Origin of the sequence: Luteibacter rhizovicinus DSM 16549 (assembly GCF_001887595.1) — a bacterium.
GTDB lineage: Bacteria > Pseudomonadota > Gammaproteobacteria > Xanthomonadales > Rhodanobacteraceae > Luteibacter > Luteibacter rhizovicinus.
Map to the genome: position 1 here is coordinate 4,724,268 of NZ_CP017480.1, position 23,881 is coordinate 4,748,148.

The 23,881-nt window shown below is 65.9% G+C and carries 28 protein-coding genes, 1 tRNA gene and 1 other RNA gene; 15 read left to right on the plus strand and 15 right to left on the minus strand.

What is annotated here, in order from left to right:
- The first annotated feature begins 65 nt into the window (after positions 1-65).
- The 4 genes from BJI69_RS21615 to BJI69_RS21630 all read left to right on the plus strand — a co-directional run bounded on the left by BJI69_RS21615 (position 66) and on the right by BJI69_RS21630 (position 4,606).
- Positions 66-1,007 carry an AAA family ATPase gene (locus tag BJI69_RS21615; protein ID WP_046968741.1) on the plus strand — a complete coding sequence of 314 codons (942 nt, stop codon included), beginning with the start codon at positions 66-68 and terminating at the stop codon, positions 1,005-1,007.
- Positions 1,008-1,069: 62 nt separating this feature from the next.
- Positions 1,070-1,963 (plus strand): DUF58 domain-containing protein, encoded by an 894-nt coding sequence (locus BJI69_RS21620; protein WP_244465315.1) that lies wholly within the window; start codon positions 1,070-1,072, stop codon positions 1,961-1,963.
- Entirely contained in the window at positions 1,960-3,960 is a 2,001-nt protein-coding gene (locus BJI69_RS21625) for a transglutaminase TgpA family protein (RefSeq protein ID WP_046968743.1), read from the plus strand. The genes BJI69_RS21620 and BJI69_RS21625 overlap by 4 nt, the downstream gene beginning before the upstream one ends.
- A 43-nt stretch (positions 3,961-4,003) precedes the next feature.
- Entirely contained in the window at positions 4,004-4,606 is a 603-nt protein-coding gene (locus BJI69_RS21630; RefSeq protein WP_046968744.1) for a Slp family lipoprotein, read from the plus strand.
- A 41-nt stretch (positions 4,607-4,647) separates the two neighbouring features.
- Here the strand turns inward: BJI69_RS21630 and BJI69_RS21635 are convergent, their stop codons facing one another.
- The 8 genes from BJI69_RS21635 to BJI69_RS21670 form a co-directional block, all read right to left on the minus strand.
- Positions 4,648-4,992 carry a histidine triad nucleotide-binding protein gene (locus BJI69_RS21635; RefSeq protein WP_046968745.1) on the minus strand — a complete coding sequence of 115 codons (345 nt, stop codon included), beginning with the start codon at positions 4,990-4,992 and terminating at the stop codon, positions 4,648-4,650.
- A gap of 17 nt (positions 4,993-5,009) precedes the next feature.
- On the minus strand, positions 5,010-5,612 hold the full coding sequence (gene recR, locus BJI69_RS21640) for a recombination mediator RecR (protein ID WP_046968746.1): 603 nt from the start codon (positions 5,610-5,612) through the stop codon (positions 5,010-5,012).
- A gap of 19 nt (positions 5,613-5,631) precedes the next feature.
- On the minus strand, positions 5,632-5,955 hold the full coding sequence (locus BJI69_RS21645; RefSeq protein ID WP_046968747.1) for a YbaB/EbfC family nucleoid-associated protein: 324 nt from the start codon (positions 5,953-5,955) through the stop codon (positions 5,632-5,634).
- The gene (gene dnaX / locus BJI69_RS21650) at positions 5,952-7,676 is read right to left on the minus strand and encodes a DNA polymerase III subunit gamma/tau (protein WP_046968748.1); all 1,725 of its coding nucleotides are present in this window, start codon (positions 7,674-7,676) and stop codon (positions 5,952-5,954) included. Before dnaX ends, BJI69_RS21645 begins: the two co-directional genes overlap by 4 nt.
- Before the next feature lie 91 nt (positions 7,677-7,767).
- Positions 7,768-7,864: signal recognition particle sRNA small type (gene ffs / locus BJI69_RS21655), an RNA gene on the minus strand.
- Positions 7,865-7,889: 25 nt separating this feature from the next.
- A tRNA-Ser gene (locus BJI69_RS21660) sits at positions 7,890-7,980 on the minus strand.
- A gap of 94 nt (positions 7,981-8,074) precedes the next feature.
- The gene (locus BJI69_RS21665) at positions 8,075-8,833 is read right to left on the minus strand and encodes an MBL fold metallo-hydrolase (RefSeq protein WP_046968749.1); all 759 of its coding nucleotides are present in this window, start codon (positions 8,831-8,833) and stop codon (positions 8,075-8,077) included.
- Positions 8,830-9,558, minus strand: coding sequence for a 3-deoxy-D-manno-octulosonic acid kinase (locus BJI69_RS21670; protein ID WP_046968750.1), 729 nt, complete (start codon positions 9,556-9,558; stop codon positions 8,830-8,832). The genes BJI69_RS21665 and BJI69_RS21670 overlap by 4 nt, the downstream gene beginning before the upstream one ends.
- Positions 9,559-9,654: 96 nt before the next feature.
- Between BJI69_RS21670 and BJI69_RS21675 the strand changes: the two genes are divergently transcribed.
- On the plus strand, positions 9,655-10,680 hold the full coding sequence (locus BJI69_RS21675; RefSeq protein WP_046968751.1) for a glycosyltransferase family 9 protein: 1,026 nt from the start codon (positions 9,655-9,657) through the stop codon (positions 10,678-10,680).
- A gap of 87 nt (positions 10,681-10,767) precedes the next feature.
- Here the strand turns inward: BJI69_RS21675 and BJI69_RS21680 are convergent, their stop codons facing one another.
- Positions 10,768-11,172 carry a DUF6165 family protein gene (locus BJI69_RS21680; protein WP_046968752.1) on the minus strand — a complete coding sequence of 135 codons (405 nt, stop codon included), beginning with the start codon at positions 11,170-11,172 and terminating at the stop codon, positions 10,768-10,770.
- 17 nt (positions 11,173-11,189) lie between these two features.
- Positions 11,190-12,113, minus strand: coding sequence for a LysR family transcriptional regulator (locus tag BJI69_RS21685; protein ID WP_046968753.1), 924 nt, complete (start codon positions 12,111-12,113; stop codon positions 11,190-11,192).
- A 90-nt stretch (positions 12,114-12,203) separates the two neighbouring features.
- Here BJI69_RS21685 and BJI69_RS21690 point away from each other — a divergent pair, with 90 nt between their 5' ends.
- The gene (locus tag BJI69_RS21690; protein WP_046968754.1) at positions 12,204-13,166 is read left to right on the plus strand and encodes an NAD-dependent epimerase/dehydratase family protein; all 963 of its coding nucleotides are present in this window, start codon (positions 12,204-12,206) and stop codon (positions 13,164-13,166) included.
- A 64-nt stretch (positions 13,167-13,230) separates the two neighbouring features.
- Positions 13,231-14,340, plus strand: coding sequence for an FAD-dependent oxidoreductase (locus BJI69_RS21695; protein WP_046968755.1), 1,110 nt, complete (start codon positions 13,231-13,233; stop codon positions 14,338-14,340).
- Positions 14,341-14,342: 2 nt separating this feature from the next.
- Here BJI69_RS21695 and BJI69_RS21700 read toward each other — a convergent pair whose 3' ends face one another.
- Positions 14,343-15,626, minus strand: a complete 1,284-nt coding sequence (locus BJI69_RS21700; protein ID WP_046968756.1) for an Nramp family divalent metal transporter — start codon at positions 15,624-15,626, stop codon at positions 14,343-14,345.
- Positions 15,627-15,775: 149 nt separating this feature from the next.
- Between BJI69_RS21700 and BJI69_RS21705 the strand changes: the two genes are divergently transcribed.
- From BJI69_RS21705 to BJI69_RS21720, 4 genes are all read left to right on the plus strand, one after another.
- Entirely contained in the window at positions 15,776-16,204 is a 429-nt protein-coding gene (locus BJI69_RS21705; protein ID WP_046968757.1) for a ferredoxin reductase domain-containing protein, read from the plus strand.
- 35 nt (positions 16,205-16,239) lie between these two features.
- Positions 16,240-17,166 (plus strand): alpha/beta hydrolase, encoded by a 927-nt coding sequence (locus BJI69_RS21710; protein WP_046968758.1) that lies wholly within the window; start codon positions 16,240-16,242, stop codon positions 17,164-17,166.
- Between the two features lie 78 nt (positions 17,167-17,244).
- Entirely contained in the window at positions 17,245-17,487 is a 243-nt protein-coding gene (locus BJI69_RS21715; RefSeq protein ID WP_046968759.1) for a hypothetical protein, read from the plus strand.
- 96 nt (positions 17,488-17,583) lie between these two features.
- Positions 17,584-18,513 (plus strand): VirK/YbjX family protein, encoded by a 930-nt coding sequence (locus tag BJI69_RS21720; protein WP_052767294.1) that lies wholly within the window; start codon positions 17,584-17,586, stop codon positions 18,511-18,513.
- 24 nt (positions 18,514-18,537) lie between these two features.
- On the opposite strand, the gene BJI69_RS21725 is transcribed toward BJI69_RS21720, so the two are convergent.
- Complete coding sequence (locus BJI69_RS21725; protein ID WP_046968760.1) at positions 18,538-19,398, minus strand: fumarylacetoacetate hydrolase family protein; 861 nt, start codon at positions 19,396-19,398, stop codon at positions 18,538-18,540.
- A 58-nt stretch (positions 19,399-19,456) separates the two neighbouring features.
- Here BJI69_RS21725 and BJI69_RS21730 point away from each other — a divergent pair, with 58 nt between their 5' ends.
- From BJI69_RS21730 to BJI69_RS21740, 3 genes are all read left to right on the plus strand, one after another.
- A complete protein-coding gene (locus BJI69_RS21730; protein WP_071925117.1) occupies positions 19,457-19,903 on the plus strand; it encodes a MarR family winged helix-turn-helix transcriptional regulator in 447 nt (148 codons plus the stop codon).
- 34 nt (positions 19,904-19,937) lie between these two features.
- Positions 19,938-20,318: a tautomerase family protein gene (locus BJI69_RS21735; protein ID WP_046968761.1), complete on the plus strand. Its 381-nt coding sequence runs from the start codon at positions 19,938-19,940 to the stop codon at positions 20,316-20,318.
- A 93-nt stretch (positions 20,319-20,411) separates the two neighbouring features.
- Entirely contained in the window at positions 20,412-20,864 is a 453-nt protein-coding gene (locus tag BJI69_RS21740; RefSeq protein ID WP_046968762.1) for a tautomerase family protein, read from the plus strand.
- On the opposite strand, the gene BJI69_RS21745 is transcribed toward BJI69_RS21740, so the two are convergent.
- Positions 20,861-21,877: an alpha/beta hydrolase gene (locus BJI69_RS21745; RefSeq protein ID WP_046968763.1), complete on the minus strand. Its 1,017-nt coding sequence runs from the start codon at positions 21,875-21,877 to the stop codon at positions 20,861-20,863. The genes BJI69_RS21740 and BJI69_RS21745 overlap by 4 nt on opposite strands.
- Before the next feature lie 63 nt (positions 21,878-21,940).
- Positions 21,941-22,849: a LysR family transcriptional regulator gene (locus tag BJI69_RS21750; protein WP_046968764.1), complete on the minus strand. Its 909-nt coding sequence runs from the start codon at positions 22,847-22,849 to the stop codon at positions 21,941-21,943.
- A 143-nt stretch (positions 22,850-22,992) separates the two neighbouring features.
- Between BJI69_RS21750 and BJI69_RS21755 the strand changes: the two genes are divergently transcribed.
- Complete coding sequence (locus BJI69_RS21755) at positions 22,993-23,514, plus strand: lipocalin-like domain-containing protein (RefSeq protein WP_052767296.1); 522 nt, start codon at positions 22,993-22,995, stop codon at positions 23,512-23,514.
- A 6-nt stretch (positions 23,515-23,520) separates the two neighbouring features.
- Here the strand turns inward: BJI69_RS21755 and BJI69_RS21760 are convergent, their stop codons facing one another.
- Positions 23,521-23,871, minus strand: a complete 351-nt coding sequence (locus BJI69_RS21760; RefSeq protein ID WP_046968765.1) for a DUF3147 family protein — start codon at positions 23,869-23,871, stop codon at positions 23,521-23,523.
- Positions 23,872-23,881: the final 10 nt, after the last annotated feature.

A 23,881-nucleotide genomic window follows, 5' to 3' on the forward strand; every position in this document is an offset into this window, starting at 1 on the left:
CGCCGCCGCTACACTGGAACGCTCAAACATCGACATTGCCAGGCCTGGGGGCACACGCATCGATCATGTCAGCGACTACTCCGCTCAACGATGAAATGCTCCGGCACCGCCTGGACGGCGCACTGGCCCAGGTGAACGGCGTGCTGCTCGGCAAGCCGCGCCAGGTCAAGCTGGCCTTCACCTGCCTCATCGCCGGCGGCCATCTCCTCCTCGAAGACGTGCCCGGCGTGGGCAAGACCACCCTGGCGCACGCGCTGGCCGCCACGTTCGATCTCGAATTCCAGCGCATCCAGTTCACCAGCGACCTCCTGCCATCCGACATTATCGGGGTCAGCGTCTACGAGCGCGAGACGGGTCAGTTCCGTTTCCATCCGGGCCCCATTTTCACCAGCCTGCTGCTCGCCGACGAAATCAACCGCGCGACGCCGAAATCGCAGAGCGCCCTGCTCGAGGCCATGGCCGAGGGGCAGACCACGGTGGATGGGGTGACCCACGAGCTACCCCGGCCCTTCTTCGTTGTCGCTACGCAGAACCCGCTCGACCTGGCCGGCACCTTTCCGTTGCCGGATTCGCAGCTGGATCGCTTTATGTTGCGCTTGAGCCTGGACTATCCCGATCCCGCTGCCGAGCGCGCGCTGCTGATCGGCGAAGACCGCCGCGAGCTGATGGCCTCCCTGAAGCCGCGCCTCGACGTCGCGGCGATCGGCCAGCTGCATGCCGCCGCGCAGGCAGTGAAGGTCAGCAGCAGCTTGCTCGACTATCTCCAGGCCCTGCTCACGGCAAGCCGCAAGCACAACGAAGTTCGCGTCGGTCTCTCACCGCGCGCCGGACTCGCCCTGCTGGCCGCGTCGCGTGCCTGGGCGATGATCAGCGGACGCGACTACGTCATTCCCGAAGATGTCCAGACGGTGTTCGTACCGACGGCCGCTCATCGCCTGGTACCGGGCCGGGGCAGCCACCGGGAGGCGATCGCCAGGGCGATTCTTGCCGAGACCGCGGTGCCCTGATGCCGCCAGCGGGGGAACGGATCGTGGCGTGGGCGGAGCGGCGGCTGCCGTCGCTTACCCGGATGCGCCAACGCGAGCCCTTGCCGATCCTGCTGCATCGGCGGCGCATCTACATCGTGCCGACGGCGTTCGGCCTCGGCTTCGCCGTACTGCTGGCCGTGATGCTCATCGGCGCCCTGAACTACGCGAACAACGCCGCCCTCATGCTCACCTGCCTGCTCGGGGCCGCCACGGCGGGAAGCATGCTGGTCGCCTTTCGTACCCTCAACGGGGTCTCCGTCGGCGGCTTGCGCGCCGGCACCGCTCGCGCCGGCGAAGCGATCCGCATCTCCCTCGACATCGCCGCAAGCCAGCGCGAACGCATGGCGATCCGGCTCGACGTCGCCGACGGCGAACAGGTCGTCGTGGTGACTCCCGGCGCACCGACCGCTATCGAGTTTGCATTGCCCACCGATTTTCGCGGCTGGCTGTCGCTTCCGCGCATGCGGATACATACAAGCTGGCCCCTCGGCATGTTCCGCGCGTGGAGCTGGCTCAACCCGGACAACCCGGTGCTCGTTTATCCGCGTCCCGAACCGCTCGGCCCGACGCCTTTCGAACCGGAGGGCGATGCCGACCGTGGCCGCCCCCGCGCCGGTGACGAACTGGCCGCCCTGCGCGACTATCGCGCCGGTGACCCGCGCCGGCAAATCGCCTGGAAGCTCAGCGCGCGCCACCACGGCCTGCTGGTAAAAGACCTGGAACAACCTGCACCGAAGGAAGACTGGCGCCTGGACTGGGACAGCATGCACGGCCTGGACGACGAGTCGCGCATCTCCCGCCTCGCTCGCTGGGTCGACGAAGCCAAGGACTCCGGAAGACGCTGGAGCCTGCGCCTGCCGGACGGCTATTTCGATATCGCCCAGGGCGACGAGCATTACCACCGCTGCATGACCGCCCTGGCCCTGCGCCCATGACGCGCTTCCGCCTGTCGCTCACCCGCGCGCCGATCGACGAACCCCTGCTCGGCCGGCGTCCGTTCGACCTGCTCTGCCTGACCATGGCCAGCGTGCTCGTCGTGCACGCGCTGCATCTGCCGTGGTGGCTCACCCTCGCCCTCGGTGTGGTGCTCGCAGCGCGCTGGCGTCAACGCAGCACGGGCGGACGCCAGGCGCCGTTCTGGATCAAGCTGCCCCTGATCGGCCTCCTGCTCGCCGTCGTTATCGCGTACTACGGCACGCTGTTCGGCCGTGAACCCGGTAGCGCGTTCGCCGTCGGCCTGCTCGTGCTGAAGATGCTCGAGAGCGAGCACCGTCGCGACGCGCGGGTGGCGATGGCTTTTGCCTGTTTCGGCCTGATGAGCGCCCTGCTCTTCAACCAGGGTCTCGCTGCCACCTTCGTCGTGGCCCTGGGCCTGGTGCCTGCCGTCGCGACGTTGCGCTCGCTCGAGAAAGTCGATCCGGCGGCACTGCCCCTACGACGCGAACTGCTACCGGTGTTGATCACCTTACTCGCCGCCGTCCCGCTGGCGGCTTTCGCCTTCGTCTTCGTGCCGCGCCTGAATTCGCCCTTGTGGGGCGCGCCTACCGCCGACAAGTCGGTCACCGGACTGTCCGATCGCATGGCGCCGGGCGAGATGGCCGAGGTATTGACCGACGACACGCCCGCCATGCGCGTGACGTTCGACGGCACGCCGCCGATGAACGCGAGCCGCTACTTCCGCGCGTACACCATGACGAACTTCGACGGGGAGAGCTGGAGTCCCGACTACGACGTCGCTCCGCGCCAGCCAGGCCTGCTCGAAGGCAGGCCGCGCTTTCGCTACGAGATCATGCTGGAACCGACGCGCCAACGCGTACTGCCCCTCATGGACATGCCCATGGAGGCACCGGCCGATGCAAGGCTGCGTCCTGACCGCACCGCGGTGGCCGATCGCCGGATCGACGAGGTCTATCGCTACCAGGCCTCGGCGACCGTCGACTACCGACTCGATACGACACTGGACCCGCGGCAGCGTCGGCAGGCGCTCCAGCTTCCGGACGGCATCGGCCCGCAAGCCCACGAACTCGCCGCGAGCTGGGCCAGCCACTACGGCAACGACCACCTCGCCATCGCGCGCGCCGCGCTCGCCATGTTCCACGACGGCGGCTTCCGTTACACCCTCGCGCCGGCACCGCTCGGTCGCGATCGCATCGATGACTTCCTGTTCCAGACACGCGAAGGTTACTGCGAGCACTTTTCCTCCACCTTCACCTTCCTGATGCGCGCCGCCGGCATTCCGGCGCGTGTGGTCACCGGCTACCAGGGCGGCTACTGGAACAAGCTCGGCTCGTACCTTCTGGTCCGTCATGCCGACGCGCATGCCTGGTCGGAAGTGTGGCTGGAAGGCCGCGGATGGGTGCGCTTCGATCCCACCGGCGCGGTGCGCCCGGAACGCGTGAGCCTGGGTGCCGCGGCCGCCGCAGCCGCCGGCAACAGCAGCGACGGCGGCCTCTTCGACATCGCCTGGTTGCACAACGCACGCGACCGCTGGGACGTGGTCAACCAATGGTGGAACCAGGCCGTTAACGGCTTCGATGCACTTCGTCAGGAAGGCATGCTGCAACCCTTCGGCATTCGCCGGACGGAGGTCGGCGATCTTGCGATCATCCTGGCGGTGGGCTGCGCGCTGCTCGTCGCTGTTGCGCTTGGCTGGGCGATGTTCCAGCGACGTGAAGGCGACGCGTTGGATGCGTGGATGAGACGTCTGGAACGAAAGCTCGCACGCGCTGGGGTGACTCGACGGACAGGTGAAGGTCCGCGACACTTCTTCGCACGCGCTGCCCGCTCGTTGCCTGCCGAACGAAATGGCTTGGAAAGGTTGAGCCAGCTTTACTTGTGGTCGCGTTATGCCTTTGACGAACCGCCGCCTGAATCACTCAGTGAATTCCGGCAGCGGGTGAAGGAATTAAAGGTGCGCCGCGTGGTCAAATAAGGACATGGCATCGGCCGTGTCCGGTGCCTCTGGGAGATGTGACATGTCCATGTACAAACCGCTGGTCATCGCCGCCGCGACGCTGGCCCTTGGCGCGTGCGCCACGGTGCCGCAGCCGCTGCAGGGCCAGTTCAACGACGTCTCGACGTCCGGCGCGCAGCAGGGCGGTGCCCCGGGCGCAAAGGTTCGCTGGGGCGGGGAGATCATCAAGACGGAGCCGGGTCCTCAGCAGACCTGCTTCTTCGTCCTGTCCGAGCCGCTCGACAGTGAAGCCCGCCCGACCGCCAGCAAGTCCGACAGCCAGGGCCGCTTCGTGGCCTGCCGCGACGGCTTTTACGATCCGGAAGTCTTCACTCGCGGTCGCGAGATCACGGTGACCGGTACGCTGCACGGTGCCGTCTCGCAGAAGGTCGGCGACTTCGACTACGCCTACCCGCGCGTCGAGGCCGATGTGGTCTACCTCTGGCCGAAGCGCGTGCCGATCCAGCCGTACGGCCCTGGCTTCTACGACCCGTTCTGGGGTCCGGGCTTCGGTCCGGGTTGGGGTGGCTACGGTTACGGTGGCTACGGTCCCTGGGGCGATCCCTACTGGTACCGCCCGCGCACGATCATCGTACGTCCGCCTCCGGCGCCGCGCGGTCATTGATGGACAAAGAAAAAAGCCGGCTCACGCCGGCTTTTTTTCGCTCAGCCCGGCGGCCAATGCATCTGGCGGCCGGCTAGCAGGTGCACGTGGATATGGAACACGGTCTGCCCCCCGTGCCCGTTGGTGTTGATCACCGTGCGGTAGCCATCCTTCGCCAGCCCCTGGGCCCGCGCGAACGCCGCGGCGGCTAGGAGCAGCTTGCCCAGCACCTCGGCATCGCCGGGGACGGCGTCGTCGAGCGTGGCAATGGCGCGCTTGGGAATGAACAGCACGTGCACTGGCGCCTGCGGATTGAGGTCACGGAAGGCGAGCACGTCATCGTCTTCGTAGACGATGTCGGCAGGGATCTCGCGGCGAACGATCTTCGCGAAGATGGTGTCGGTCATGAAAACTCCCTGGAAGGTCAGCCGACCGACTGTCGGCTGCCGAAGGCATGGGCGAGCGTGCCGCGGTCGACGAACTCGAGTTCGCCGCCCAGGGGTACGCCATGGGCGAGCCGGGTGGCGCGAATGCCGGCAGCCTTCGCCAGCTGGCCGATGTAATGCGCCGTCGCTTCACCTTCCACCGTCGGATTGGTCGCGATGATCATCTCGGCAACATCGCCCTCACCCAGTCGCTCGACCAGCAGGGGCAAGCCGAGCTCGTCCGGCCCCAGGCCATCCAGCGGTGAAAGGCGTCCGAGCAGCACGAAGTACTGGCCGCGATACCCGGTCGCACCTTCGATGGCAGCGAGATCGGACGGCGACTCCACGATGCAAAGCACCTGGGCATCGCGACTCGGACTCGCACAGAGCGAACACACCGGTGTTTCGCTGAAATTGCGGCAGCGCGTGCAGTTACCCACGTCGCGCATCGCCGACTCGAGCGCCGCTGCCAGGCGAAGACCACCCTGCCGCTCGCGTTCGAGCAGCTGGAAGGCCATGCGCTGGGCACTTTTCGCACCGACGCCCGGCAGGCAACGCAAGGCATCGATCAGTTCGCCGAGAAGGCGGGAGCCGTTAGTCATCGTGTGACGTGACGTCCGGTCAGAACGGCATCTTGAAGCCGGCGGGCAGGTTCAGCCCGGCGGTGACGCCACCCAGCCGCGAACGGCTGATTTCGGCGATCTTGTTCACCGCGTCGTTCACCGCGGCGGCGACCAGATCCTCGGCCATCTCCGGATCATCGGCGAACGCCTGGCGATCGATGTGCACCGCGCGCACTTCGTGGCCGCCCGACATCGTCACGGAGACCAGACCGCCGCCGGCGGAACCGGTGACTTCCGTCTTGGCGAGTTCATCCTGCGCACGCTTCATATCTTCCTGCATGCGCTGGGCTTGCTGCATCAGCTGACCAATTTGACCTTTCACGTTCCTGGCTCCACGGGTTTGATCGATTGCGGAATGACGCGCGCGTCGAATTCGCGCTTGAGCGTCCGTACAAAGGGGTCGGACTCCATCGAGGCGACCGCGTTGGCCTGCGCGTCGACCTGCGCCTGGGCCCGGCGCTCCGCCGGCGTGCCCAGATTGCCGTGATCGGCAATGAAGCGGATGCGAATGCGACGACCGAGCGCCTGGGAGACCTTTTCTTCCATCTGGCTGGTCAGTGGTTCGACAGCCAGGTGCATGTGCGAGGGCTGCAAGGCCAGCACCATGCCTTCGCCGTCGAGTTCGCGCAGCGAGGAATTCTGCGCCAGCTGACCGATCGGACCGCGCAGGTTGGCGCGCTCGATCACTTCGTGCCAGTCAGGCAAGCCATTGGCACCGAGGACCAGCGGGCCCTGCGGTGCCACCGGTGCCGGCGGCGCAGCGACAGGCGCGGCGACCGGAGGTGCGGCAGGCGCCGGGCGTGACGGGGCCGGTGCAGGCGCCGGGGCGCTCGCGACAGGCGCTGCCGCCGGGGCAGGCGCGCGCGACGGGGCAACAGGCGCAGGCGACGGCGCGGGCATCGCGGCACGGGCCGACGCAGGCGCGACAGCCCGAGGCGCGGACGGCGCGGCGCCCTGCCCGGCTTCCGCCGGACGGAAGGCGAACATGCGCAGCAGCGCCATCTCGAAGCCGATCCGCGCATCCGGCGCGAGCGGGAGTTCCCGGCGACTGGTGGTGGCGATCTGGTAGTAGAGCTGCACGTCTTCGGGTGCGAGGCGGTTGGCGATCTCGGCCAGGCCGGCGTCACCCTCTTCCTCGCGATAGCCGGGAATCAGCTGGATCAACTGGATGCGATGGAGCACGGTGGCGAGATCGTCGAGCACGCCGGCAAAGTCCGGCGAGTACGAGGCGATGCGGTCAGCCTCACCCATGAGTGCCGCGCCGTCGCCAGCGGCGAGTGCCTCGATCACGCCCAGTACCTGTCCGCGCTCGACACTGCCGAGCATGGCGCGTACATCGGCCGCGCGCAGGGCACCGCCGCCGTAGGCAATGGCCTGGTCGAGCAGCGACAGGCCGTCGCGCAGCGAACCGTCCGCGCCATGCGCGAGCTCGCCGATGGCCTCATCGTCGTACTCGATGCCTTCGGCGGCGAGGATATGGCGCATCTGGCCGGAAATCTGCTCCGGCAGCAGGCGCTTGAGGTTGAACTTCAGGCAGCGCGACAGCACCGTCACCGGCAGTTTCTGCGGGTCGGTCGTGGCGAGCAGGAACTTCACATGCGGCGGCGGCTCTTCCAGCGTCTTCAGCAGCGCATTGAACGCCGGCTTGGAGAGCATGTGCACCTCATCGACCAGGTAGACCTTGAAGCGCCCGCGCGACGGCGCGTACTGGGCGTTCTCGATCACCTCGCGGACATCGTCGACACCGGTGTTGCTGGCCGCATCGATCTCGAGGAGGTCGACGAAGCGGCCGGCGTCCACCGCCGTGCAGACGGAGCACTCGCCACAGGGATCGGCCGATTCACCGCGCTCGCAGTTCAGCGACTTGGCGAAGATGCGCGCGATCGTCGTCTTGCCGACGCCGCGGGTGCCGGTGAATAGATAGGCGTGATGCATGCGCCCGGAGTCGAGCGCATTCGTGAGCGCGCGGACCACGTGCTCCTGGCCCACCAGTTCGGCGAACTTGCGCGGGCGCCACTTGCGTGCGAGGACCTGATAGGACATGCGTATTACCTTGGGACGACGGTGGATTGTGCCAAGGACCCGGGACGGGTGAAAGCGCGGCCCGAAAAGCGCGGCCCTCAAAAGGCGATGACCCTGCCAGCCACACCCCGGCACCCGAGTCGTCCGCTACCGTTGCTTCCTTCCGGACCTGGCGGAGTTTACGGACTATCGTCGCGGGGGGACCGACAGGGTCACCATAAAGACGTTTGAAACTGGCGGAGAGAGAGGGATTCGAACCCTCGATACGTTATTAGCGTATACACACTTTCCAGGCGTGCTCCTTCAACCACTCGGACACCTCTCCACTTACATCCTCTTCCCCGGCTTCCTGTCCGGCAAAGAAGCGGAAGGATAACTTCAGCGGTGCGGCGAGACAAGGGCGGAACGACGAAACCGCCTCAACCGGCCGTCGGACGCGGTGGTTCGGGCGCCGGAAGCGGCAGTCGCTCGCCCGGACGGGCGATCCGGTAGCCACGTGAGACCAGCGTTTCGCCGTCGTCGACGCTCCCGTAGTGGTACAGCGCCATACGGGCGCGGACCTCCTCCGGGTATTCGCGCTCGAGATCGTCCACCCCGGTGTGGGACGGGTTGCCGACGACGCCACAATCGTGGGCGATGAGTTCGCCGTGGGCGCCATGCAGCGCCAGCGCCTCGGGCACCGGCCGCGTATCGCCGGTGTAGACGAAGCTGCCACGCAGGGCGAGGCCGTACGAGGTGCCTTGCACGTGGTGGCGGGTCGGGAAGACGTCGAACCACTCACCCTCGTGCCAGAAACCACGCGTGCAGGGGATGAGGTGGAAGGCCTCCCAGTAGTTCACTCCGCCCTCGGCCAGGGCACCCGGGTAGTCGGCCACCCTGCCCTGCAGCCACGGCAGGAGCCCCGCGTGCAGGTAGACCCGCGTGCGACCGCGCAAGGCTTCGTCGAACCACAGACGGAAGAACAACCGCTCCATGCCGGCGACATGGTCCATGTGGACGTGGGTCACGTAGAGCGCCGGCGGCGGGGCGCCGTAAGCCGCCACGTAGCGGTCCAGCGTGTCCGGGCCACAGTCCACCAGGAGCAGGGGCCGGCCGTCGCGCTCGACGACGACGGCGGAGGATCCGAGCTCCACGGCGTGCGCCGCGCCCGTGCCAAGGAAGTGCAGGTTCCAGCTCACCCTTTAAGACTCCGCTCGTAGTGCTCGATCAGGGCCGGCCAGAGCTCGGCGTCGAAGGTGTCGCCGCCGGCATCGCGGGCGCCGATCTTGATCAGCGATCGCTTCAGGCGAGCCAGGTTCGCCAGCCGCCAATGCAGCGACGGTCGGCGAAGGCGGCCGCGATCGAAGTCGATGAGGTAGAGGCCTTGTGGATTGACCAGGATGTTGTGCGCATTGAGATCCGCATGCCAGGCACCCTCACGATGAAAACGGGCGATCAACTCACCCACCTTCCCCGCCAGGGCGACATTGAAGGCGCCATCGTTCAGGCGTTCGGCCAGGGTGGCCGCCTCGGGAATCCGCAAGGTGATCAGGTCCGCCGAGTAACGCAGCCAGTAGCGCACGTAACGTGTGGCCAACGGCGGCGATACCGGCAGACCCCGGCGCTCCAGCTCAGCCAGCAGGCGGAATTCGCGTACGCTGCGGGTGCGACCCCGGCCCGTGAACAGGTAGCGGTCGCCGAAGATTCGGGCCACCATGCCACCGCGCCGATAATGGCGAAGCACGGCCTCACCGGCCGGCGTTTCGATCACCGATACGCCGCCGCGACCGCCGGCCTGCGAGCGCAGGGCATCGCGCTCACTCCAATGGGCGGGCGAGAACCAGAGGCTGTCGACTTGAGATGTACGGGTGGCGTCGAACAGAATCGTGCCGCCCGCCGCCTCCGCTACGCGTTCTTCTGTCATTTTCGGGCCGCCGTGGAGCGGCCTCCTATCCGGTGATCGATCTTGCCCAGTCTAACAAGCCGCCCCCTCCCGCCGGGAGACTCCAGCCTCTGCATCATGCGGACGTCCGCCATCGGTGACGTGACGCACGTAACGCCGCTGATACGCACCCTGCAGGAAAAGGCGCCGCAGACAAGGCTCACCTGGATCATCGGCAAGCTCGAGCGCCGCCTGGTAGGCGACCTGCCGGGGGTGGAGTTCATCACCTTCGACAAGGGCCAGGGTCGCGCTGGCGTGAGCGCCGTGCGCGAGGCCCTCGCCGGCCGTCGCTTCGATGCCCTGCTGCACATGCAGGTGGCCCTGCGCTCGAACCTCTTGAGTCTTTCCGTAAAAGCGGATCGCCGCATCGGCTACGACCACGCCCGGTCCAAGGACTTGCACGGCCTGTTCGTCAACGAACGCATCCCCGCTCGCACCGGCGAGCACGTCCTGGATGCCATGGCCAGCTTCATCGAGCCGCTCGGCCTGAAGCAGACCGCGGTGCGCTGGGATATCCCGGTGCCTGACGAAGCCCATGCCTGGGCGGCCGAACAGCTGCCCGGCGATGCACCGACGCTGCTGGTCAGCCCGATGTCGAGCCATACGGTGCGCAACTGGCGGGTGGAACGCTATGCGGCGCTGATCGACCATGCGATGGCTCGTGGCCTGCGCGTAGCGCTCGTCGGTGGTCCGTCGGCACCGGAGCGTGCACTGGCGGACAGCATTCTCGCGGCGGTGAAGCAGGCCCCCATGGACCTGACGGGCAAGGACACGTTGAAGCGTTTCATGGCCCTGCTCTCGCGCAGTTCCATGATTCTCACGCCGGATTCGGGCCCGATGCACATGGCCAACGCGGCCGGCGTGAAAGTGCTCGGCCTGCATGCGGCGAGCAATCCCGAGCGCTCCGGACCGTACTCGGACCGCCGCTGGTGCGTCGACAAATACGATGCCGCTTCCCGCAAGTTCTTCGGCAAGCCGGCTTCAGAAATTCCGTGGGGCACGAAGATCGAAAAGCCCGGCGTCATGGACCTGGTCGAAGTCGACGACATGATCGCGCGCTTCGAAGCCTGCGCCGACCACCTGGGAATCGCCCTCGCAAAATAACCGCAGCCTTGTAGGAGCCGATTCATCGGCTCCCACAAAAGGCATCGCCGATAAATCGGCTCCTACCCGAGTGGCGAGAGTGCGTTATCAGGCCTGCGGGGCGCGGTAGTCCTGGTAGGACTTTTCTTCGACGAGGGTCGAACCCAGCTTCATGTTGATCTCGCGCTTGATCGCCGCGCGCTCGTCGTTCTCGATGTACACCGAGCGGGCGAGCTGGATGAACGCCTGATCGAAGGCCTGGGCACGCTCCTTCATGCGGATGTCGTCCTCGATCTTCCACAGGCGCTGGTTGACCGCGAGCAGACGCGCGGTTTCGTGCGCGATATCGGTCTCCGAGGCCTTGTCGTTCTTCCACGTCGCATCGAGCAGTTCGAGCTCGTTGCGCACGTTGGCCAGCTTGGCGTCGTCCTTGATTTCCTGCAGCTTGATCTGAAGGATCGTCATCTTGTCGATCAGCTCGCCGTAAGAAACGGGGGTCTGGATCAGGCTCATGGCAAATCTCCGGTCGGTCAGGCGCCGGAGGTTAGCAGTTTTGCGCCGGCCCGACTGCCGCCATAGGCCGCCAGGCCCTCCACCAGATGGTCGAATACCGCGCGAATGCGAAGGCTGCTGCGCTGGTCCTCGTGCATGACCACCCAGATCGGCAACGGAATATCCACCGCCTTGGGAAACAGTCGCACCAGCCCGGCGCGCCGTCCCAGGGGCACCTGGCAGGCGCCGATCCCGAAACCCGCCCGGATAGCGGCCAGTCCGGCGAGATCGTTGTCCGTACGCAAGCTGAAGAATTCGCGTCGGTACGGCATGTCCGCCGGACGGGTGGCGCGGATATAGGGCGTCTCTTCGTCGTAACCGATCAAGGCGTGGCGGGTCAGGTCCTCAAGCGTCTTCGGCCGGCCGGCGGCGGCAAGATAATCCGCGTGCGCGAAAAGGCCGATGGGAATGACGCAGACCTTGCGGGCGACCAGCGCGTCCTGATCCGGCGGCGAACTACGGACGGCGATGTCGGCATCGCGACGCAGCAGGTTCTCGGTGCGATTGGTTGTCGACAACTCGAAGATCAGACCTGGGGAACGATGTCGCATGGCGGCCAGGATCGGCGGCAAGACTTCCACGCCGTTGACCTCGCTCGCCGTGATACGCACGACGCCACGCAACTCGTCCTTCGCGCCCGAGGCGGCGCGCAGGGCCGAAGCGGCGGCCGATGCCATCGCCTCCGCGTGCGGCCGGAGTTTCAGGGCGGCATCCGTCGGAATCAGCCCGTGCGAGGCGCGCGAGAACAGCGGCACGCCGAGCGATGCCTCGAGTTCGCGGATATGCCGGCCCAGGCTCGGCTGGGTCATGCCAAGCCTGCGTGCCGCTCCGGAAAGGCTGCCCTCGCGGAGTACGGCGAGGAAAGAGCGGAAGAGATCCCACGTCGGGTCAGTCGTAGCCATGCAAAAACGTATATCACATCAACGTCTTTAGGCAATTCCCGTATGGCCTCGAGGCGACCAGACTTCGTTCATCCCAACGGAGTCGACGCCATGCAGACAACCACGCACCGAACCGCACTTGTCCTGGGCGCCACCGGCGGCGTCGGCGGCGCGACCGCCAGGGCCCTCCTCGACAAGGGCTGGAAGGTCAAAGCGCTCACGCGCCGCAGCATGCCTGCCGACGGCCCGATCCAGTGGATCAAGGGAGACGCGATGAACGCCGCCGACGTCCTCGCAGCCGCGGCGGGTGCGCAGGTCATCGTGCACGCCGTCAATCCTCCCGGTTACCGGAACTGGGAAACGCAGGTACTACCGATGATCGACAACACCATCGCCGCCGCACGTGCCGTCGACGCACGCATCGTCATCTTCGGCAGTGTTTACAACTACGGCCTGGATACGTTTCCCCTGCTTCGCGAGGACAGCCCGCAGCACCCGCCGACGCGAAAGGGCGAGATCCGCGTCGAGCTCGAACGACGCCTGGAAGCGGCGGCTCGCGATGGCGTGCGCTCACTGAACCTTCGTTGCGGTGACTTCTACGGACCGAACGCGGGAAGCAGCTGGTTCGCGCAGGGCCTGGTCAAGCCGGGCAAGCCCCTGCGCGTTATGCACTATCCGGGGCCGCGCGACCTGGGCCACGCATGGGCGTATCTGCCCGACGTTGGTGCGACGACCGCCGCGCTTCTCGATCGGGAGGATCGCCTCGACACGTTCTCGCGCTTTCATTTCGACGGCCACTACATCACCGGCAACGCTCTCCATGCCGCCGTGCGTCGGGCGTCGGGCAAGCCCGCCCTGCCACTGCGTACCTTCCCGTGGATCGTGGTCACCCTGGCGTCGCCTTTCTCCACGACGATGCGCGAGGTGCGCAAGATGCGCTATCTCTGGCGCGCGCCGCTGCAACTGGACGGTAAGCGACTGCACGCGTTTCTCGGTGTCGTTCCCTCCACGCCGATCGACGCCGCGTTGCACACGACCCTGTCATCGCTAGGGGTGCTCGACACCAGCGCCTGACGCACTGACGCCGGCTCGACGTCGCACCGCTATGATCGGCGCAACGCCATCGCGGAGTGCACGCATGAGCCAGCCGCCTGTCCTGATTGTCGGTGCCGGCCCCACCGGACTGGCCGCCGCCCTGTTTCTCGACGTTCACGGCGTCAAAGCGCGGATCGTGGATGCCGCGCTGCAGCCAGCAGCCCATTCGCGTGCCCTGGTGGTCAATCCGCGGACGCTGGATCTTCTCGCCGGGACAGGCGTGACCGAACGCATGCTCGCCGAGGGGCGCCGCATTCGCGGCGTGCGTTTTCATGAGAACGGCAAGGTGCTGGCGACGGTCGAAGCCGAATCGATGCATCCGCGTTACGGCCTCACCGTCCTGTCGCAGGAACGCAGCGAAGCGCTTCTCACCGAGGCGTTGCTCGCGCGAAACATCCCCATCGAACGCGGCCTGCGCGCCGGATGCGTGGGTCAGGACGACAACGAAGTACGGGTGGCATTGAACGGCGCCAGCGACGGGGAGCGCGGGTACGCTGCGGTATTCGCCGCAGACGGCGCGCGCAGCGATTTCCGTGGGACGCTCGAGATCGGTTTCTCTGGCTCGTCCTATCCGGAACCCTGGCCGCTTTACGACGTTCCGCTGGAGACGCCGCTCGACCGCGATCATGCTCACATCCTGTTTTATCCCGAAGGAATGATCTTCCTGCTCGCACTGAACGACGAGATATGGCGTGTCATTTCCAACCTGCCGAACCCCCTCGCCCGACTACCGACGGGAACGGTCTCCAGTGAACCGATCTGGGAATCGTCATTCCACGTGGCACACCGCGTCGCCGATCGCTGCGCCATCGATCGCATCGCACTCGGCGGCGATGCCGCCCACGTGCATTCACCCGTCGGCGCGCGCGGCATGAACCTGGGCATCGAAGATGCCGCCGCGTTCGCCATGTACTTCACCGCGCCGGGAGCGAATCCGATGGATGCACTCGAGCGTTACCACCGGGAACGTCATGCGGTGCACAAGGGCGTGGTGCGCCGCGTGCACGCCGTAACGGCAATGGCACGCAGCAGTAACCACCTCGTCGCGAGCTTTCGCCACACGGCCCTGCCGTGGATGTCGCGTATGCCGGCCCTCAGCGAGCGCGTGCTGCGCACCGTTGCCGGACTCGATCACCCGGCGCCGGCGCCCTGAGCTCAGAGCGAAATCGCACCCGCCGCATCAAGCAGCAGCACCACGTTCAGGCTCAACACCACCAAGGCACCCAGACTCGCCAGCACGACGACCGGCCAGCGGTTGTGGAACACGCCCATGGTGTCGCGGCGACTGGTGAACCACACCAGCGCAATCATCGGGAACGGCAAGGCGATACTCAGCGCTACCTGACTCAACACCAGCGCACGCGTCGCGTCCACGCCAGCGATGACGACGATGAAGCTGGGCACCATCGTAATGGACCGCCGCAACCACAGCGGAATACGGAAGGCGACAAAGCCCTGCATGATCATCTGCCCGGCCATCGTACCCACGACGGAGCTCGAAAAACCGGAGGCGACCAGGGAGATCAGGAAGATCGTCGCCGCCGCGCCACCGAGCAACGGCACCAGAGTCTGGTAGGCCGTCTCGATCTTCGCCACGTCCGGATGACTGCCGTGGAACGCACCCGCGGCCATGACAACCATCGCCAGATTGATCAGGCCAGCCACGGTCAGCGCCAGCACGACTTCGAGATTGGAAAGCCGGATGATCCGTCGCCGCTCCGGGTCGGTCTTCGGTCGCGCCCGCCGCTCGGTCAGCCCCGAGTGCAGGAACAAGGCATGCGGCATCACCGTCGCTCCGATGATGCCCACCGCGATCGCCACAGCGGCGCTGTCCGGCAGATTCGGTACGAAGATCTGCTGCCCCAGCGACGCCCAGCCCACCGGCGCCACGAACAGCTCGACGAGATACGAAAGTCCAACGACGCCGACCAGGGCGCCAATCGCCAGTTCGAGTCGCCGATAGCCCATGCCTTCGAGCAGCAACAAGGCGTACGTCACGATGCCGGTGATCACCATGCCGACCAGCAGCGGAAGGTGAAACAGCAGGCTCAGACCGATCGCGCCACCGAGGAACTCGGCGAGGTCGGTCGCCATCGCCGCCAGTTCGCTGACCACCCACATCACGTAGACGAGCGGCTTGGGCAGACGCTCGCGACACAGCTGGGCCAGGTCACGACCGGTCACGATGCCCAGGCGTGCCGACAGACTCTGGAACAGCATGGCGACGAGGTTAGCCAGGACCACCACCCAGAGCAGCCCGTAGCCGTACCGCGCACCCGCCTGGATATTGGTCGCGAAGTTGCCGGGGTCGATGTAAGCCACCGACACGACGATCGCCGGCCCAGCGAACGGCGCCAGCCCGGCCAGCCCCGTCCGCCGGCCTTGCAGGACGTCCTGCATGACCTGGGTATCGCGTGCGCGCCTGACTTCGTCTCTCACCGCAGCGTCCGATGGGCGAAAGGCGCCCGTAGCCGGATTAAGAACAGCATCGCGTACACAGGACGTTAATGTGTGAAACCGGTGCGCGGGCACTTCGCGGCTCCTCCACAAGACGCGGCCTATATCTCGTGGGGATTCCCGGAGGCGCCATGACCACGATCATCCAACCCGGTCCCCGTGTCAGCGGGTTTTCCGCCGCGAGGCAAGACGACATCGGCTACTGCGTGCTCGCCGACCTGAGCAGTCCGCCGACCGATCCCTGGCTGCGCCTGTTCGCCACCCGCTGCGAGGCCGTGTTTTCCCGGCACACCTCGCCAGACATTCGATGGGTGGAAAACAAGATCTGGTTTCGTGTGCCCTCCCCCGAACTCGTCGGCGAGTACGCTCGCCTGATCGTTGAAGCCGCCACGGGTGCCAGCACCGACTATGACGAGCAACAACGCCTCGACGCCGAACGCGCGGATGCCCTGGCACGTAAGTCGCACGATCTCGACGACCTGCTCAACCAGGTGAACGCCGCATTGCCCGAGTGGGCCGAACAGGGAGCGCCCGCAAGCCAGGGGAAAGCGACGGGCTGATACGGTCGGGTCCGCACTGACTTCAAGGCTTATCCATGCATCGTGTCCGGATCGCGCTGTTGGCCGCGTCCTTTTTCGTGGCCTGCACCGGCCACGCTGCCACGCGAGGGGCGGCCGAACCGACCAGCCCCGTGAGCATCGATCTGTGGCCATCGACGCCGCCCGGGGAGGGTCCTGGCCCGCGCGGTCCCGAACGCGTTTCTACCAGCGGCGCCGTCTCCAACGTGAGCGTGCCGCGCATCGAGATCTACAGCCCGGCCCATCCCAACGGCACGGCGATCATCGTCATCGGCGGTGGCGGTTACGCACGCATCGGCATGGGGCACGAAGTGATGCCGACGGCGGCATGGCTCGAAACCCAGGGCGTCACCGCCGTGGTCCTTTACTACCGGCTGCCAGCCGACCACTGGCCGGCGGTCGCTCCCTTCCAGGATGCGCAACGTGCCATCCGCGTCCTGCGCGCGCACGCCCAGCAACTGGGGATCAACCCGGCGCGTGTCGGTGTCCTCGGTTTTTCCGCCGGGGGCAACCTCGCCGGCATCGCCGAGACGCGCTCCGCCGCCAGCTTCTACCGCCCCGTCGACGCGGCCGACCAACTATCGGCGCGACCCGATTTCGCGGCGCTGCTCTATCCGGTCATCTCGCTCGAGCAGCCCTACGACACCACCCGCTCCGGCCGCGAGTTATCGACCCAGGCCGATGCGGCGCAGGCGTACTCCGTGCAGTTGCACGTGACCCGCAACGCGCCGCCGACCTTCCTCGCCCAGGCCAAGGACGACCCCATCGCGAACATCGGCAACAGCCAGATCATGTACGAGGCCCTGAAGAAGAACGGTGTCCCCGCCGAGCTGCATGTGTTCGACACGGGCGGCCACGGCTGGGGCATGGGCACGCCCGGCTCGGAGGTGGCGGCGTGGCCTGGGTTGTTCGCTACCTGGGCACGACGCAACGGTTTCCTGTGACGTTCTTCACACACCCGCGCTAAAGGCCGGGCGACCCTCGCCGATCTTTCTTAGGGAAGACCCTGGAGTCGAGACGCCATGCCTGTCCAGCACGCCCGCCACGTCAACCTGCAATTGGTCCTGTCCCAGCTCGAAGCCGAGGGCATCGTCGGCTACGCCGATCAGGCCGAGCACCTGGGCAACGTCACGGAAGGTCGCCTCGCTGCCATGGCCCAGGGCGGCCCCATCGACGTGTTGTTCTCCCAGCATGTGGAGTGGGCGCTGCACCGACGAAAGGGCTGGATGGACGAACTGCACGAGGACGATCCGCTGGAGGTGTGAGGCCAGGAGGCCTGTCGCACATCCTTTCGAAAACTGAAAGGCGAACGAAAGATTTTACGAAGAGACTCCGCGCTCGTCCCCGCGAAGCTCCCCCACATGATCGCCCTGCAACGGATTGTTCAGAGCTTCCGCCAGCGTAACGACTGGCAGTCGCGTCGCTCCCCGCGTGTCTACGCTGCCGCCTACGCGGCGCGATGCCTCGTTGCACCGCTCCGCCACCTGCGCTGGCTCGGCCTGCTCCAGAGCCACCCCGCCCTGCGCGAGGCCGCGCACCGCGACGGCCGCCTGGTCGAGCGCTGGCAGCACCGTTTCATCAGCCGTCGCTTCAGCGCGCGTAAGCGACTCGACGCCCTCATGGACCACTACGGCTTCGTCGTCTCGTTGCTACCCCGGGGCCTGCTAGAGCAGATGTACGCCGACGGCCAGGTGGTGCTTGCCGAGGCCGCGATGAAAAACGGCGAACCGCTGCGCGTGCTGCTCATGCCGCCGACACGCAAGGGCTGCGAAGGCGAACTCAACCTCGCGCTGACGACGGTCGACGACACCCTGCTCTTCTCCGTCACCCTCACCGTCCTACCATCCACGGGCGAGCTGCTGGTCGGTTGCCTGCAAGGCCCCAACACCGAGGATGGCCAGGAGCGTGTGCGCCTGGTCACCCGCCAGTGCCACGGCCTGCGCCCGAAGAACCTGCTGCTTTCCCTGCTGTACGGTTTCGCGGCGCAGCACGGGTTGCCACGCCTGCGCGGAATCAGCAACGACGGCCATGCGCGCTCGGGGCGGATCAAGGCCAGCTACGACACGTTCTGGATCGAGTCCGCTGGCGTCCTCGCCGGTGACGGCTTCTTCGACCTGCCGCCGACCGAGCCGGAACGCAGTGAGCTCGAGGTCGCCAGCAAGCATCGCTCGGCCTTCCGCCAGCGCGAGGCGCTGCGCCGCGAACTCGTTGCCAGCACGCTGTTCGCCCTGAGCCTGCCGACGATCGACGCGATGGACGCCATGCACGAAGAGAGCCTTCGCGCCGCCTGATCCTTTGCGATGGCGCGGGGTCGCTCAGCCCACGCGATTCCCGAGGCGACCGATGCCGGCAATCTCGATCTCGATCAGGTCGCCACGGCGTAACGCTGTCGGCGGCTTGCGTCCGATGCCCACGCCTTCCGGCGTGCCCGTCGCGATGATATCGCCGGGCATCAGGGTGATACCGGCCGAGATCGTTTCGATCAATGTCGGGATGTCGAAGATGAGGTCGCGCGTGTTCGCGTGCTGGCGACGCTCGCCATTCACCCAACACGACAGGTCGAGCGACGCGCCGTCGATCGCGTCCGCAGTCACCGCGAACGGTCCCATCGGCGCAAACGTATCGAACGACTTCCCCATGAACCACTGCTTGTGTCGCTTCTGCCAGTCGCGGGCGGTCACGTCGTTGATGATCGTGTAGCCCCAGACGTGACGCATGGCCTCGGCGCGCGTGATGCCTCGCCCGCCGACGCCGATGATGACGGCCAGCTCGGCCTCGTAGTCGAGGAAGTCGGTCACGCCCTCCGCCGCCCAGATGGCTGCACCGTGGCCGATGACGCACTCGGGCGCCTTGGTAAACACGATGGGATCGGTCGGCAGGTCTTCCGGCGCCCCGGTGTGCCCTGCATCGAAACCGCTGCCGGCGAACTCTTTCGCGTGGGCCGCATAGTTCTTGCCGACACAGAAGAGGTTGCGTCGCGGACGGGGGATCGGGGCGAGGAGTTCGACGCTCGCGAGGGCCACAGGAGCGCCGCTCGCTCCGGCGGCTCCCGCGAAGACGTCGTGCAGGTCGGACACCGGTCGGCCTGCGACCCTCACTGGCGTGACCGAAAGGCCATCGGGCGAGACCTGCCCCACACGGATTTCGCCCTCATGGCGATACGTGGCGTACTTCATGGGTTTTCGAGCCTCCCGAGGGCATTGACTTCGTCGATGATGTATTTACACTATGTATATGCATCAGTCCATACCCGCCACCGACCTGCCCTGCGCCTGCACCACGATGCGCAAAGCCACCCGCGCCCTCAGCCGCCTCTACGACGACACGCTGGCGCCCTTGGACGTGACCGTCGCCCAGTTCGGCATCCTCAAGGCGATCTGGCGTGAGCCGGGGCTGGCGTTAAGTCGCCTGGCCGATGAGATGGTCATGGACCGCACCTCGCTCTACCGAATGCTCACCCCGATGACGTCGGCCGGCTGGATCGCCATCGCTTCGCCGACGAAGGGCCGGGCCAAGACGGCCACCCTCACCACGGAGGGAGAATCCCTGCTTGTGCAAGCGCGCCAGCTCTGGGACGACGCGCAGAACCGCGTGGTCGGCACCTACGGCGCCGATCGCTGGCAGGTGCTCGAAAGCGCGATTGCCGAACTGACCCGACTCAGTGTCGGGCTCAACGCCTGATCCATCTCCTACGCCATTCCATCCGGAGACTCCCATGCCCTTCGTCCGCATCGATCTGCTTCGTGGCAAAGACACGTCCTACCGCAGCAAGCTCGGCCAGGCCGTTTACGACGCGCTGAGCAGTATCGGCGCACCCGAGAACGACCGCTTCCAGGTCATCGCCGAACACGATCCCAACGACCTCATCTTCGATCGCACCTACTTGGGTATCGATCGCGGCGACAACTTCGTCGCGATACAGATCACCTTCAACGAAGGGCGCACGCTCGAGCAAAAGAAGGCCCTCTACAAGGCCATCGTGAAAAACATGGGCGATTCGGTCGGCATGCGTCCGCAGGACGTCTTCATCAACCTGGTCGAAATCAAGAAAGAAAACTGGTCCTTCGGCAACGGCGAAGCGCAATACGCTCCGTAACCCGAACACAGGCGCTCAGTAGTCGCTCCATGCGGGAGCCGACTTGTCGGCGAAGGGTGCTAGCCAAACGATCCCTGTTGCAGGAACCCAACCATGCCAACCTACATCGTCCGCAGCACCCTACCCTCACTCACCGCCCCCACCAAACAACGCATCGCCCAGGCGATCACAGCCGCCCACGCCGACATCACCGGCGCCAACACCTTCTTCGCCCAGGTCGTCTTCGACCACGCCCCGGGCGACGACTGGTTCATCGGCGGCGTGCCCGTTGAAGACGCCACCCTCTTCGTTCACGGCCATGTTCGCAGCGGCCGCACCGACCACCAGAAGCGGATGCTCGTCGAACGCCTAGTTCGCGATGTCGCCGAAGCGTCAGGCCTGCCAACGCGAGCGATCTGGATCTACCTCAGCGAAATCCGCCCCAGCCTCATGGCCGAGTTTGGTCACGTACTTCCGGAGCCCGGTGAAGAAGCGGCGTGGTTCGATGCCCTGCCCGAAGACGATCGCCGCAGGCTCGCGGCGATTGCGGAACGTGCACGCTCTTAACCCCCTCGCGAAATCCGCACCGCCTGATTGACGGCATCGATGACCACCTGCGGCTTGTCGTACTGAATGTAGTGTCCCGCATCCGGAACGATTTCGTTCACGCCGCGCGTCGACATCGCAGCCACACGGAGATGCAGCCCTTCCCACGACAGAGTCTTCCGGTTGCGTTCGTTCTGCGACTCGCCGGTGCGCGTCGGGAAGGGCGAATGCGTAAGCACGATAATCGGCATATCCCCGAAATCACTACGCGTTTTCCGGGTTTCATCAGCACTGGCGTAGAAGACGTTCTCGCGCTCGGACGCAACGGCGGCCTGCCATTTTTCCGTTGTGCCGTACGCTTCCTGCGCCTGGTTGATCGCGGGACTGTACCGCGGGTCGTTCGTATCGCCAAGGCACTTCTCAAACATGGCCGTCCCCTTCACCAGCCCCTTCCGCGCGACATCGACGCATGCGTGCTGGTCTTTCAGGTACTGGTCGTATTTTTCCTTTTCCCCCGGCGCACCTAGCGCCCAGCCCTCTTTCGATTGGTCTTCGTGCGACCCATCGACGATAACCATCCCAGCAACGTCATCACGATATCTATCGGCAAATACACGCACGTTCATGCCTGCCAGCGAATGGCCGACCATCACGTAAGGCGGCTTGACGCCCGCCGCACGCAGTAACGCGTGAAGATCCTCGGACTGATTGACCGGCGTGCCCGGCCGGTGCGCGGCATCGCTGAAGCCGAGACCTGCGCGGTCGAATGAACAGACGCGCGTGGTCTTTGCAATCACCGGCTGGACCATCGCCCAGGAAATCGTCGAATCACCCATGCCTGCATCCAGGATCACCGCCGGTGAACCGGATCCCACGCAGTACAGATTGAGCCGCTGGCCGCCGCCGATGTCGACCAGAAGAACGGGCCGAGTGTAGATGACGTCATCGATCACGGCAGGCTTGGGCAACGTTGCCTGCGCGAAACATGGTACCCACGGCGCGAGCAGGCAGAGCGCCGCGATCGTCTTCTTCATCCCCATCCCCTATGGCAGTGCCCTCGGTGGGCCCGTTGATTCTTCCTTCGCCTCGGATCACCGTCAACGGTCATGCGGCAGACCGGTCGGTGCGAGCCTATCCGCCATCTCAGCCTGCAGAAAATCGATGAATCGTCTGACCCGTGGCGGCTGGTAGGTATTCGCGTGATACATCGCGTGAATCGGCGACGGGGCCGACCACGCGGGAGCGTTGACCAGTGCGAGGCGCCCCTCCCGCACGTCGTCTGCCACCGCCCATTGTTGGCGATAGGCGAACCCGTGACCGCGTATCGCCCACTTGCGGATGACCTCGCTGTCGGTGCACTCGTGATAGCGCCGCACGCGAATCGTCGTGTCGCCGAGGCGCCATTCATCGCGCGGGCCTGCGTTTGTGGTGAGTACCAAGGTGGGTAGCTCGACAAGATCTTCGGGTCGCGAAGGCGTGCCGTGCTTGGCGATACACGCCGGTGAGGCGCAAACCACGCGGCAACTGTCGATCAGATGCCGAGCCACCAGCGCACTGTCCTCCAGCGGCCCGACGCGAATCGCGACGTCCACGTCATCGGGAACGAATCGAGAAATAGAGTCAGCAAGCGAAAGGACAATCCGCACATCGGGATGGATCGCCATGAATCCATCGAGGACGTCGAGCAGCAGGTTGCGCCCGAGATCGGACGGCGCAGAAACGCGCAACGTGCCGCTCACCGTGTCGGTGCCACTACGCACGGCGCGCTCGCCTTCCTTCATCGCATCGATGGCGATGCGGCAATAACCGAGGTAGGTGCGACCTTCGTCAGTGAGGCGAAGCTGTCGTGTGGTCCGTTCGAACAACCGTGCTCCCACCGCGGCTTCGATGCGTTGCACGCAGGCGCTGGCTGCCGCCGGCGAAAGCCCAGCACGACGGCCTGCCGCGGACAGGCTACCCAGGTCGGCGGCGTCGACGAGCAGCTGCATGTCGCTCAGACGATTCATGGCGTCGCATCCGGTCAGGCGGGTTGCCTGGTCGGATCATCTTCAAATGGCATTTGAAGGTCAATGAAGAACCAGGCCAATTATCAAAACCCAGGCCGACGGCGAGGATGGCCCTACCCACCCTCACCCAAGGTCCTCCCGTCATGAAGCACGCCCCACTCTTCGCCCTCGCGACCGTCCTCGCCGTGTCCGCCTCGCCGCTCGCCGCCTCGGCCGCGGACGCTCCCTCGACCGGACCGGGCGTGCTGGCCGGCGCCTGGACCCTGGTCCGTTGCGACAACGTCTACCCGGATGGCCACCGCGTCGAACTCTACGGGCCGAACCCCGAAGGCCTGTGGCTGATCGATGCGCAGGGCAATTACATGATGGATATCGTGCGGGCCAAGCGCATGCCTTTCGCCGTCAACGACAAGTCCAAGGGCACACCGGAGGAATACCGCGCCGCCTCGCTCGACTTCAACGCGCACTACGGCACGGTAAGCGTCGAGGGCATGGTCATGCACAGCCATATCAAGCAGGCGTCGTTTCCTAACTGGGACGGCAAAGGCGGCGACAGTACGTTTGTCATCAAGGGCGACGAGTTGACGTACACCGTGGCGAAGCCATCGAGTGGCGCAGCGGAAGGTGCCCACGGTGAGGTCGTCTGGCGCCGCATGCGTCCGTGACGTGCCTCAGAGCAGGCGAATCCCGAACGGCTTGACGCACACCGCAAACACGGCGAAACACGCGATGGTGATGACGGCACTGAGGCCCAATGCAGGCCAAAAACCGAACCGCGCGAGCAAGGCGGGAAACGCCAGGAACATCGGCAAGGTCGGCACGACGTACCAGAACGTGTACCACGCGTGGTTGGCGATTTTCTCGGCAGGCTGTTTCTCGATGTAGAGCCATGTCAGCGCAAGTAGCGTGACCAACGGCAAGGAAGCGATCAGCGCGCCGAGGCGATCGCTTCGCTTTGCCACTTCGGACACGGCGACAACCACGGCGGCCGTGATCAGGTATTTGGTGATGATCCAGTACATGGCTTCCCCC